The following is a 12,822-nucleotide window of genomic DNA, read 5'->3' as shown; positions in this document are numbered from 1 at the left end:
TAATGGCTGGACTGATGCTGTGGGGAAGGCGCCATGATGTGTTCATCGATGAGACGACACGACTGGAAAACCTGCCAGAGATATCGTTTTCGCAGCCGGTCGTTCTTGTTTGCGGTGACAAGCTGGATGCGCTGTTTGGTGAAACTACGGTACGGATTACCCCACTTGCCTGTTATGTCAAAACAGACATCGCAAAACCGTTATCCATTTTCGTTGATGCGGTGCTATCGCAACGTCCCGGCTGGATCCGCCAGATGGCCGTACTGTACAGCGTTTCGCCGGAAATTCATGCCGATGAAGCTGTCTGCCGTGCCGCGATTAAAAGCTGGCGTCAGCAGTTTTATCGTTTGCAAAAGCGCATCGGATGCCGCATTCCCGTGCTGGTCAGTTGCTGGCTGAACGGAACGGCATCGCCCTGGTTTGTGGGCGCTGCCGACGGAAAAATGATCGTCAGGGACGACGATGAAGGCGCAACACTGCTGAGTGACTGGTTGAGTTCGTCAGACATCAATATGCAGCCCGCTCGCCAGTCTCAGGCTATCTGTCTTGAGGCAGCCTGTTCATGGCTTCGGGACGTTGTGCTTGATGAAATGCAGCATCCTCAAACCCTGAGCACGCCGGTTCTTCCCGTGGCCGTGGGTGTCAGGTTTGACGCCGTGTCGGGTGTGCCCGATAACCTTTGGTCTGCAGCATTGACGCGGCGTACCACACTGAATGCGCTGATGCCCTTGCAATCAGAGAGCGTGGCAACTCTGCCTTTTCCCGATCCCTTGTTACCGCTGCTGTCCGGCACTACCCGACATATCAGGGCCGGACTGGCACCGGTAATCGCCGTCATTCTCATGATGTGTTTTGCGGTAACGGCCATTGGTTTTGTAGTTAACAACAACCACCGGCTCATTACGCGTATCGGTATGGATCTGAAGCGCTATCTGATCATTCCTATGAACAATTACGTTCCGAAAGCACAAGCCGTTGCCGTGTTGAAACTGGATGCTCAGTTGCTTGAGCGTTATCACCGCCAGGGCGAGCCTTTACGGCTGGGTTTAGGACTTTATCAGGGTGAACGACTCTGGCTGGCTCTGCAGCAGGAAATTGATCGTTACATTCCTCCCCCTCCACCGCCGCCACCGGCTGAGAAACACACAGCTAAAACCGTGCGTCTCGACGCCTTGTCACTATTTGACACGGGCCAGTACGAGCTTAAACCGGGCTCACTCAAAATGCTGGTGAATGCGCTTGTGGATATCAAGGCCAGGCCAGGCTGGCTGATTGTGGTGGCCGGACACACGGACATTACCGGTGACGCGAAAGCCAACCAGACATTGTCGCTCAAACGTGCCGAGTCATTACGTGACTGGATGCTCTCAACCAGCGATGTCTCCCCGACATGCTTTGCCGTACAGGGCTACGGCGCAACACGCCCTATTGCAACAAACGATACACCGGAAGGCCGTGCGGCTAACCGTCGTGTCGAAATCAGTCTGGTGCCACAGGCAGACGCCTGCAAGGCAACAGCAACCTCAAGTTCATCAAATGATTGATGGATGCTTAACCTAGAAATGGAGAACTACCCATGGCAATTCCTGTTTATCTGTGGCTGAAAGACGACGGTGGTGCGGACATTAAAGGCTCCGTAGACGTTAAAGATCGCGAAGGCAGCATCGAAGTGGTTGCACAGGAGCACAACCTGTATATCCCGACCGATAACAACACCGGCAAACTGACGGGTACTCGTATTCACACCCCGTTCCTGTTTACCAAAGAAATCGATTCCTCCAGCCCGTACCTGTACAAAGCGGTGACCACTGGCCAGACCCTGAAATCTGCTGAGTTCAAATGGTATCGCATCAATGACGCGGGCCAGGAAGTGGAGTATTTCAACACTAAACTGGAAAACGTCAAGCTGGTAAAAGTCGCGCCAAAAATGCACGACATCAAAGATCCGGCTAAAGAGAAACACAACCACCTCGAAGCTATCGAGTTGCGTTACGAAAAAATCACCTGGACCTACAAAGACGGCAACATCATTCATTCCGATTCCTGGAACGAACGTACTACCGCCTAAGACCTCACAGCAGACGTTTCGCCGTCTGCTGTTTTTGTTTCCTGAGCCGCTGCCTGGCGGTTGAGCAAACAAAAACACAACCGGACATCGACCTTATGGGCCTGGGTATCCTGCAAAGGGAAAGGCTAAGGGCGGTAGCGTACCTAAAAAAGGGAATTCAGCATGGAACAACAGTCAGCCGTATTACTTCGCCGTCTCAACCCGTATTGTGCCAAAGCGCTGGAAGCCGCCGCTACCTTGTGTCAGACGCGCGCACATGCAGAAATTACCGTCGAGCACTGGTTACTGAAGTTACTCGAGTTAGGCGAAGGCGACATTACCGTGCTGGCCCGTCGCTACGAATGGGATATGGATGTCTTATGGCAAAGTCTGCTGGCACACCTCGACGCTCTGCCACGTTCCGTGCATTCGCGACCGCAACTTTCTCAGGATTTACAATCACTGATGAAAGCGGGCTGGCTGGCCGCATCGCTGCAGGATGACAACCAGAGCATTCGCAGTGTCAATCTGCTGGAAGCGCTAATGGCGCAACCGCGCCTGCTGCGCTGCGAAGGCTTGTGGCCACTGTTCAGCCTGAGCGAAGAACATATCCGTCGCCTCAAACCAGTGCTGGATGACTTGTCAGAAGAGCGTCCTGAGTTGCAACAACAGGAAAGCCTTAGCCGCACATCTTCCGCGCTTTCTGAAAACTCAGCGACACATAAAGCAGAGTCTGATGTCACCGGTCAGTCGTTAAGCGAAGCATTGCAGGCCGCGCTCGATAAATTCACGCTGGACGTTACCGCCAGAGCCAAAGCGGGTCAGATTGATCCTGTATTTGGCCGCGACAATGAAATCCGCCAGATGGTGGATATTCTGTCCCGTCGTCGCAAAAACAACCCGATTCTGGTCGGTGAACCGGGTGTGGGGAAAACTGCGCTGGTGGAAGGGCTCGCGTTACGCATTGCCGAAGGCAACGTGCCGGACAGCCTGAAAACCGTCAGCCTGCGCACATTAGATCTCGGTCTGTTACAGGCCGGTGCCGGTGTGAAAGGTGAGTTTGAGCAGCGTCTGAAAAATGTTATCGATGCCGTACAACAATCGCCGACGCCGGTGCTGCTGTTCATCGACGAGGCCCACACCATTATCGGCGCCGGTAATCAGGCCGGTGGCGCCGACGCCGCTAACCTGCTCAAACCCGCGCTCGCCCGTGGCGAACTGCGCACCATCGCCGCCACCACGTGGTCTGAGTACAAACAGTATTTTGAACGTGACGCGGCCCTTGAGCGCCGCTTCCAGATTGTGAAAGTTGATGAGCCGGACGACGAGATGGCCTGCCTGATGCTGCGTGGCCTGAAGTCCCGCTACGCGCAGCACCACGGCGTTCACATCACCGACGAAGCCGTCAAAGCCGCCGTCAGCCTTTCGCGCCGCTACATCACCGGCCGTCAGTTGCCGGACAAAGCCGTTGATCTGCTCGATACTGCGTCCGCGCGTGTACGCATGAGCCTCGATACCCTGCCGGAAGAGCTGACCCGCCTTAAGGCGCAGATAGCCGCACTGGGAATGGAGGAGCAGGCATTACTGGAAGATATCGCCCTCGGCAGTCAGACCCACGGCGACCGTCTGGAGAAAATCGGCGAATTGGATCACGAGCTGAATACACAGCTTTCTTCGCTTGAAACTCAGTACGAAGCCGAAAAAACCCTGACCCATCAGCTGTTGGAGATCCGTCAGGACATCAGCCGTCAGGAAGAGATTCATGCGCTGCAACACCAGCTGGCGCAGTTGCAGGGCAGCACGCCGCTGCTGTCTCTGGATGTAGACGTGCGCACCGTTGCAACGGTCATTGCCGACTGGACCGGCGTGCCGCTGACCAGTCTGCTGAAAGACGAACAGACGGATCTGTTGCAACTGGAAAACCATCTGGGCAAACGTGTCGTCGGGCAGGATCCTGCGCTGACCGACATGGCACAACGCCTGCGCGCCGCCAAAACCGGCCTGACTTCTGAGAACGGCCCGCTCGGCGTATTCCTGCTGGTCGGCCCGAGCGGCGTAGGCAAAACCGAGACTGCCCTTTCCCTTGCCGACTGCCTGTTCGGCGGCGAGAAATCACTGATCACCATCAACCTCAGTGAATACCAGGAAGCGCATACCGTTTCCCAGCTGAAAGGCTCGCCTCCGGGCTACGTCGGTTACGGCCAGGGCGGTATTCTGACTGAAGCCGTGCGTAAACGTCCGTACAGCGTCGTCCTGCTCGATGAAGTGGAAAAAGCGCACCGCGACGTCATCAACCTGTTCTATCAGGTGTTCGACCGCGGCTTTATGCGCGACGGTGAAGGCCGCGAAATCGACTTCCGTAATACCGTGATCCTGATGACCGCTAACCTCGGCAGTGACCCTCTGATGCAACTGCTGGATGAACAGCCGGAAGCCACCGACGGCGATTTACAGGAACTGCTGCGCCCGATCCTGCGCGATCATTTCCAGCCCGCCCTGCTCGCCCGCTTCCAGACGCTGATTTATCGTCCGCTGAACGCCGTTGCCCTGCGCACTATCGTTGAGATGAAACTGGCACAAATCGCCAAACGTCTGAACAAACATTACGGCCTGACCTGCTCCATAGAAGAAAGTTTGTACGACACGCTGGTCGCCGCCTGCCTGCTGCCGGACACCGGCGCGCGCAACATCGACAGCCTGCTCAATCAGCAAATCCTGCCGGTACTGAGCCAGCAACTGTTGCAACGCATGGCAGCGCAACAACGCACCACGGCGCTGGCACTGGGCTGGGATGAGGACGAAGGGATCACACTGGAATTTGACGGAGAACAGAAATGAGCACCTCCGATGTTATCAACAGATTGCTAAACCAGTCCCGCTATCGTCTGGACGTTTTGCAAAGTCCGGCCTTTCTCGACGTGTTGCGCTTCGAAGGGGAAGAGCAACTTAGCAAACCCTTTGAATATATTATTCATGTCACCAGCACGGCCACCGATTTAACCGCTGAACAACTGGTTCTCAAACCGGCTACCTTTACCATGCAGGCTCCCGTGTTTGATATTGCAGGCGTTGCGGAGCCGGTCCGGGCTGTACACGGTGTGATTCAACATTTTTCACGTATCTCTACCTCTGCGGATCAGACGATTTACCGGCTGGTTTTGGTTCCGCGCGTAGCCTTACTGGACCACACTGCAAAGTGCGCACTTTATCTAAATCAGTCAGTGCAGGAAGTGGTTGAAAAGGTTCTTCGGGCACACGGTCTGGAAGGCCCGGACTTCGAATTCCAGCTTTCCAGATCATACCCGGCACGTGAGCTTATCACCCAGTGGCGGGAAACAGATTTAGCTTTCATCCAGCGTTTACTGGCTGAAGTCGGAATTTACTGGCATCTCGAGATGGACACCCGCCTTGAGCATGACGTCATCATATTTGCCGACAGCCAGCAACAATATAAATTTGGAGTCCGTTTACCCTTACGCAACCAGGCGGGCATGAGCGACAGCGGTACCGAAAGCGTCTGGGGGCTGAGCACGCAGCATCAGGTCGTCACGCAACAGGTTTCCACCCGTGATTACAACTACCGGGAAGCATTAAGTCCGATGAACACCACTGCCAGTGCGGCAGGAAGTGATGAAACCACCACTGGCGAAGTCTATCAGTACGCGGAACCTTTCCTGCAATCCGGATCAGAAGATGGGGTAGAAACCGGTGCATTTTATGCCCGCCTGCGTCATGAGCGCATATTGAATGCTCAGAAGACCGTCATCGGCCACAGCAGTTGCCCTCATCTGGCATCGGGTCAGGTGCTGGAAGTCGATGGCACACTTCCTTCTGTTTTAAATGAAGGCATCCTGCTGACGGGGATAAAAACCTACGGTTCGCGCAAAAGTCGTTTCACCGCACAATTGACCGGTCAGCCTTACAGTGAAACCCTCTGCTTCCGCCCTGTTCTGCCAGAACGCCCGGTAATCGCCGGTACCCTTCCTGCCCGGGTTGAAAGCGCCACCAAAGGCGATATCTATTCCTGGCTGGATAATCAGGGCAGATACCGCGTGAAGCTCGATTTTGACCGCGACGAACAGGAACAGGGTTACGCATATCTGTGGCTACGTATGGCAAAACCTTACGCCGGTGATACCTACGGCTGGCACGCACCTTTACTCGATGGTACTGAAGTTGCCATCGCTTTCGATTCCGGCGACTGTGACCGGCCTTATATCGCGTATGCCCTCCATGATTCAGCACACAGTGACCATGTCACCGACGACAACCATACGCGCAACGTACTGCGTACTCCGTCTTTCAACAAGCTTCGGATGGAAGACAAACGCTCAGAGGAACACATCAAACTCGCCACCGAGTTTGGCAAAACGCAGCTGAACATGGGGCATCTGGTGGATGCGGAACGCGCACAGCGCGGTGCCGGTTTTGAAATCAGGACGGATGAACACGGCGTGATGCGCGCGGGCAAAGGGATATTTGTCAGTGCAGAAGAACAACTCAAGGCACAGGGAAAAGTGCTGGATATGGATCCGGCCCTCGGTCAAATCCATCAGGCCAACAATGAGATGCAGGCTCTTAGTGATGCCGCCACGCAGGCTACCGCGCTGGCATCAGATATTAAAAAGCAGCTCAGCTTTGTCGATAACCGCCTGACGCAGTTGCAGTCCGCGGCCATTTTAGCCAGCGCCCCGATGGGCGTGGCGCTTACCAGCGGTGAGCATTTACAGCTGGCAGCCCGACAGAACCTGATGGTGAACGCCGGTAACAATGCCGACGTTGGCGTCATGAAAAACTTGTTCATCGGCGCAGGTGAAGCGTTAAGCATGTTTGTACATAAGCAGGATGCCACGCTGATTGCCAATCAGGGACAGGTCACTATCCAGGCACAAAACAACGCCATGTCCCTGACCGCAAGACAAACCCTGACCATCACCAGCTCGGACGATGAAATCATCATTACCACTCCGAAAAAACTGACCCTCAACGGCGGCGGCTCTTATCTGACGCTGGAAGCCAGTAAAATCGAGCACGGGTCTTCCGGGGATATGACGATTAAGTGCACGAACTACCTGGTGCCGATGGTGGGGGCTGTGCTGGGTTATCACGTATCCAGCTTTAGTAAAGTGAACTTGTCTCTTAACTCCACGAACGATCAGAGCAACCCGGATGAGCAGAATGAGCAGGACAGCCAGAATACCGGCAATCCTGCCTCTGAATAACAAGGAGCTGTTAAACATGGCTGAAAAAACACCGCCCGTCATCCCCAAAACTAGCTTTCCTGTTCCTGCCAGTGCCACCGGCACTGAGTTTTCCACCGCCGCCGACCTGCTGCAGAGCCTGGACAGAGAGGCTTCCGGCCTGTACCTGGTCGGGGGGAAAGGCATGTGGCACGGCGGTATTCATATCACCGATACCACCGCACCCTGGTGTGCACTGACGGGCAATGCTCCGCCAGAGCTGGCTTATGCACCCGCCCCCCATAAAGGGGAGCAACACCTGCGCTGCATGGCCGACGGTGATATCGTCGCGTTCCGCGTGTGCAAGGAGTACCCGACCATCCCCTGGGAGGAAGGGACGCTTTATCTCTCCGGCTCTTTTGTCCTGGTGCGCCATTATGTTCAGCCGGGCACCACAGCAGACAGCGGCCTGACTTTTTATACGCTGTATATGCATCTTGCCCCCTACTCCGCCTATGCGTCGCAGACCGACCCGCGGCAGCGCATCACCAAAGGCGGCGTTAAGTTCTATCTCACAAAAGAAGATGTTGCCTCAAACAAGGTGGCCGGAAAATTTTCCGCCGGGAACGTCGTGACACTGTGTGATGAGACGATGGTCAGGAGCAGTGACAATCATCAGTTCAGCCAGGTCAAAATGCAGGATGGCAGGCTGGTATGGACCGTTTCCGACGGCGGTTTTCTGAAAATGGCCGAAAGTAACGGAGCAAGTCCTCCACCCTGGTGGAGCCAGTGCTCGCCGGCTTATAACGTGACGCCTCCCACGGCGGCGGTATACAAAAACAAAACAGCCTTAAATTACTACCGCTGCAGTGAAGATGTGGTGTTCGAAACCGTCGTCAGCGGACAGAACAAAAAATGGGGAAAACCGGCCGGTAAGCTGCTGCCTGTCAACACGCAGATGACCATGGAAACCGATAATGCCGCGCAGACAGTGACCCGACCGGATAACCGGATATTCAAACTGATGACCATGACCGCTGATGTCGCAGGCACGCCGCTCAAACGTGGTGAGCGCGTCTGGGTCGTCGCCGACGGTGATAACCTCGAGGCCGTTGCCGCGCCAGCGGGTGCAGCGCCAAAATTTGATGAAGTAGTAATACCGGCCACGCCAGTCGCCATTCAGGCCGGCGCGGCGCTCGGTCACCTGGGGTTCTTTCAGATACCCACCGAGACCGGCTTCCGCTCGCGCTATATGGTGCACATTGAATGCCTGACAAGCGACAGCAAAGTGGCCAGTTTTCTCACCAATCCCGAAGCCGCCGGTCGCGAGAGTCCTGCCTTCCTGAAATATCCGGCAGATGCGAAGCTTTTCAGTAAAGATGCAAAAGGTGCTATGGCAGAAAGCTCGCGCAAAACAAAAGCACCGGGAATACTGACATTGTCTAACGTACCGGCCGTGTCTGCAGACGGAATACCAACACATTATCAGATACGCCCGGAAGGCGGCTTCCTGGCCGCATCCTCTGTCGAAAAGTTGTCACAATTTGACCTCGGCAAACTGGGGTTTTCTATCATCAAAGACGACCCCGAAAGTTTTCAGTTGCTGGATGCCGAGAACCAGCCGCAGAACGTGGTGAAAGGAATTTTTGAAAAGCTCAAAGCCGCGGCAGAGGATGACCCGGCGTTCAGCAACGCGCTGGCCAGCCACCAATACAAACAGCTGCTCGATGTCATCGACCAGAACCACGACGGATACTACTCCGTCGACGAATATCGCAATGCCGTGCATAACCCGGCCTATCGCGACCGGCTTTATCAGCTGATAGTGCAGCACCCCAGCGAATGGTATTACGAGAAAACGGATGCGAAGTGGACGAAATATCTGGAAAAACTAGAACCCGATGCCTCGAAGTGGAAGAAATACACCGAGGCCTTTCTGGATAAGATGATCTGGATGAAGAAAGTCGCCGACATGGGGCCAGCACCCTGGCATATGCATCCGGTGATGTTTATGGGTGCTTTGAAGCCCTCTGGGAACTATCAGATCACAGTGGAATTAGTTGAGTTACTATTGGGGCATAAGAATCCATGGTTCACGGGTAAGAGTGGCGGAAAAGTATTCGCCGAATCCTTTAAAAATAATCATCCTGATATGTATATGATTGATAAAAATGAATTTATCTCCTCGTTAAACTCAATCATGACAGAATATCAAATAGTCGAACCATATCAAAAGGCTCATTTTCTTTCCCAGTGTCTACACGAATCTGCTCACTTCGATACAACATTAGAATATGGTTCCGGGAGTAATTATGATCTGGGAAGACATCCAGATGCAGCAACTTATGAGAATACCGAGGTAGGAGACGGCCCCAAATATAGGGGCAGAGGGTTAATTCAATTAACATGGAAGAAAAATTATCGAATTTTTTCAGATTATGCGGGGATTAATTTTGTAAGCTCCCCTGATGATATTGCAAAAAATAAAGAGTATGCAATTAGAGCTTCCTGCTGGTTCTGGAGAAAAAATGGAGGGATACATAAAAAGTATAATGCTCAAGGCGATATAAACATATTAATAGCAAATGAAAAAAACAATGTCACATTAATCACCAAGTCTGTAAATGGTGGTGACAACGGCTTGGAGGAAAGAAAAATGTATTTCGAAAAAATAAAAAACCATTGGGGATTGAATGATGAGAAATAAGTATTTTCGTGTTTTTTTTGGGGCCGCATTTATTTATTCATCTTATTCCATTGCATTATCATCAAATTGTAATTTACAAGTGTGCTCAGGATTTAATACGCCAGAATCATTTAAAAACACTATCAACGAAGGATATGAAAACTTAGAAGTTACAACCATTTTGAATAAACGCTATGCCGTAGCAACAACGACAAATGACGTAAATAAATGCTCAGTACTTTTCCCAATTAGTGAGCAAGGGATAAGTAACTACCCCATTAATTTCCATAAAAATCCTTTTTGCAATTATTCAGTTGTAAATGGGAAGGTTGTAAGCTCTTGGAAAGATGGCGCAAAGTGGCATGAGGATATTTATGAAGTAAACAATGGAAGTTGGAGTTTGTTTATACGGGATGAATGTATAGGATGCGATATTGTCAAAAGAACGCTTTATGAAAATGATAAACCCAAAAATACACTTCTACTAAAGGATGGCTATGATTTCACCAAACGGATTAAGATTACTGGAGTGATTTCTACAGAAAAGTCTATGCTTTTTAAAACAAGCAACCCAAACAATAAGTCAAAGTCATATCTTATAAAGGGTGATGTATTCAACCTAATAGATATGAGCCCTGACGGGAATTATTATAAAATAAGTTATTTAATGAAAAGTGGAAAAAACCTCGAAGGTTGGATAAGTTATAATGATTTTTCCATTGAAGACTAAAGCATCTACCGCATCTTGGTTTGCTCTGATAGACAAACCTGATTAAGGAGCATCCATTTAACAGGGAAAGTGAACTGTGATAATATTATTAGGTTAACTGGAGTTTTAAAATTTATCTCATTCACAATCTCTGCAGGATAATATGAGGTGTTTCTGACGACGGAATGCCGCACAGACAATAACCCGACCGGATAACCGGATATTCAAACTGATGACCATGACCGCTGATGTCGCAGGCACGCCGCTCAAACGTGGTGAGCGCGTCTGGGTCGTCGCCGACGGTGATAACCTCGAGGCCGTTGCCGCGCCAGCGGGTGCAGCGCCAAAATTTGATGAAGTAGTAATACCGGCCACGCCAGTCGCCATTCAGGCCGGCGCGGCGCTCGGTCACCTGGGGTTCTTTCAGATACCCACCGAGACCGGCTTCCGTTCGCGGTATATGGTGCACATTGAATGCCTGACGAGCGACAGCAAAGTGGCCAGTTTTCTCACCAATCCGGAAGCCGCCGGTCGCGAGAGTCCTGCCTTCCTGAAGTATCCGGCAGACGCGAAGCTTTTCAGTAAAGATGCAAAAGGTGCTATGGCAGAAAGCTCGCGCAAAACAAAAGCACCGGGAATACTGACATTGTCTAACGTACCGGCCGTGTCTGCAGACGGAATACCAACACATTATCAGATACGCCCGGAAGGCGGCTTCCTGGCCGCATCCTCCGTCGAAAAGTTGTCACAATTTGACCTCGGCAAACTGGGGTTTTCTATCATCAAAGACGACCCCGAAAGTTTTCAGTTGCTGGATGCCGAGAACCAGCCGCAGAACGTGGTGAAAGGAATTTTTGAAAAGCTCAAAGCCGCGGCAGAGGATGACCCGGCGTTCAGCAACGCGCTGGCCAGCCACAAATACAAACAGCTGCTCGATGTCATCGACCAGAACCACGACGGGTATTACTCCGTCGACGAATACCGCAATGCCGTGCATAACCTGGCCTATCGCGACCGGCTTTATCAGTTGATAGTGCAGCATCCCAGCGAATGGTATTACGAGAAAACGGATGCGAAGTGGACGAGATATCTGGAAAAACTAGAACCCGATGCTTCGAAATGGAAAAAATACACCGAGGCCTTTCTGGATAAGATGATCTGGATGAAGAAAGTCGCAGGCATGGGGCCAACACCCTGGCATATGCATCCGGTGATGTTTATGGGGGCTTTAGTTGGTAAGCAAGAATTAATTCGAGTTGATGAATTTATGGCGGAATATGAAAGGTTACATTCCTCATTCTCCCCTAATACTCCCCCATTAAAATCAGTCTCTAAAGAAAATCTGAGGAAAATAGTAAAACGATTAAATTCCTTTTATGCCGAACAACTTGAGTATAAACCTAACTTATATAAGCTGGCATACATGCTAGCCACAACCAGGCATGAAACATACCACTTTACAGACCAGGAATATTTTAGTGAGCAACCAGAGGTTGGTAATGAAGAATATTTTAACAAATATGACCCTGTAAGAGCTGATACACAAGTCAGAAAGGATGCAGCGAAGGCAAATGAGAATACAGTAGAGGGAGATGGCTTTAAATATCGGGGGCGGGGCTGTGTACACTTAACGTGGAAGATAAATTACCGAAAAGCGATGGTTAAATACGGAGTTAATTTCGTTGCAACTCCGGATCTTGCAGGAGATTTTAACTATGCTGTCCCAGTAATGATTTGGGGTATGGAAAATGGTGTATTTACAGGAAGGAAACTTTCAAATTACATGAATGAAGCTACTATTGATTATCTAAATGCTAGGAAAATAATCAATGGAAATGATCAAAAATCACTAATAGCTTCATACGCCGAAAAATTTCAACTTATATTAGAAGAAACATCTTCTGCTCCACAAGGGTTTTAGTATGCTCAAAATAATCATTAGTTCAATTTTTATTATGTTTTTTCAATTTTCCTATGCTGCGAAATCTACTGTCTCCTATGGTTATGATAAAGATAATAAACAAATTTATGCAAAAATCGGAAACGATAAAAAAACGCTGTACTTTGAAGAAAACTTTACTGGTAATCCAATAGTTATGTTTAGCTTCTTCAATGGCAGTCCGTCAATCGTTCTCTCTGGTCGTTCGATAGATGATTATACAGCATACGCAACACTGAATTACATTAACGACACATTTAG

At 51.0% G+C, this 12,822-nt stretch carries 7 protein-coding genes and 1 pseudogene; all 8 read left to right on the top strand.

The genetic code is table 11. The features are described 5' to 3' along the window. The first annotated feature begins 2 nt into the window (after positions 1-2). On the top strand, positions 3-1,544 hold the full coding sequence (locus J1778_RS14180; protein ID WP_238484730.1) for an OmpA family protein: 1,542 nt from the start codon (positions 3-5) through the stop codon (positions 1,542-1,544). A 32-nt stretch (positions 1,545-1,576) separates the two neighbouring features. Continuing rightward, positions 1,577-2,068, top strand: a complete 492-nt coding sequence (gene hcp, locus J1778_RS14175; RefSeq protein WP_101079103.1) for a type VI secretion system effector Hcp — start codon at positions 1,577-1,579, stop codon at positions 2,066-2,068. 162 nt (positions 2,069-2,230) lie between these two features. After that, positions 2,231-4,885 (top strand): type VI secretion system ATPase TssH, encoded by a 2,655-nt coding sequence (gene tssH / locus J1778_RS14170; RefSeq protein ID WP_217173706.1) that lies wholly within the window; start codon positions 2,231-2,233, stop codon positions 4,883-4,885. Continuing rightward, a complete protein-coding gene (locus J1778_RS14165; protein WP_217173705.1) occupies positions 4,882-7,269 on the top strand; it encodes a type VI secretion system Vgr family protein in 2,388 nt (795 codons plus the stop codon). Before tssH ends, J1778_RS14165 begins: the two co-directional genes overlap by 4 nt. Positions 7,270-7,285: 16 nt before the next feature. After that, positions 7,286-9,934 (top strand): glycoside hydrolase family 19 protein, encoded by a 2,649-nt coding sequence (locus tag J1778_RS14160; RefSeq protein WP_238484729.1) that lies wholly within the window; start codon positions 7,286-7,288, stop codon positions 9,932-9,934. After that, complete coding sequence (locus J1778_RS14150; protein WP_217173704.1) at positions 9,921-10,643, top strand: hypothetical protein; 723 nt, start codon at positions 9,921-9,923, stop codon at positions 10,641-10,643. Before J1778_RS14160 ends, J1778_RS14150 begins: the two co-directional genes overlap by 14 nt. A 211-nt stretch (positions 10,644-10,854) precedes the next feature. Beyond that, a complete protein-coding gene (locus tag J1778_RS14145; protein WP_238484728.1) occupies positions 10,855-12,543 on the top strand; it encodes a hypothetical protein in 1,689 nt (562 codons plus the stop codon). Between the two features lies 1 nt (position 12,544). Further along, positions 12,545-12,822: pseudogene (locus tag J1778_RS14140) on the top strand (hypothetical protein); the annotation flags it as partial.

Origin of the sequence: Rahnella bonaserana (genome assembly GCF_019049675.1) — a bacterium.
Lineage (GTDB): Bacteria > Pseudomonadota > Gammaproteobacteria > Enterobacterales > Enterobacteriaceae > Rahnella > Rahnella bonaserana.
Note: the sequence above shows the minus strand (reverse complement) of the source record. Positions and strands in the feature narration are given on the sequence as shown.

Excerpts from the sequence above, each read along its gene's own strand:
- J1778_RS14145 (WP_238484728.1), top strand. The coding sequence starts at position 10,855 with ATGACCATGACCGCTGATGTCGCAGGCACGCCGCTCAAACGTGGTGAG.
- hcp (WP_101079103.1), top strand. The coding sequence starts at position 1,577 with ATGGCAATTCCTGTTTATCTGTGGCTGAAAGACGACGGTGGTGCGGAC.
- J1778_RS14160 (WP_238484729.1), top strand. The coding sequence starts at position 7,286 with ATGGCTGAAAAAACACCGCCCGTCATCCCCAAAACTAGCTTTCCTGTT.
- J1778_RS14150 (WP_217173704.1), top strand. The coding sequence starts at position 9,921 with ATGATGAGAAATAAGTATTTTCGTGTTTTTTTTGGGGCCGCATTTATT.
- J1778_RS14165 (WP_217173705.1), top strand. The coding sequence starts at position 4,882 with ATGAGCACCTCCGATGTTATCAACAGATTGCTAAACCAGTCCCGCTAT.
- J1778_RS14180 (WP_238484730.1), top strand. The coding sequence starts at position 3 with ATGGCTGGACTGATGCTGTGGGGAAGGCGCCATGATGTGTTCATCGAT.
- tssH (WP_217173706.1), top strand. The coding sequence starts at position 2,231 with ATGGAACAACAGTCAGCCGTATTACTTCGCCGTCTCAACCCGTATTGT.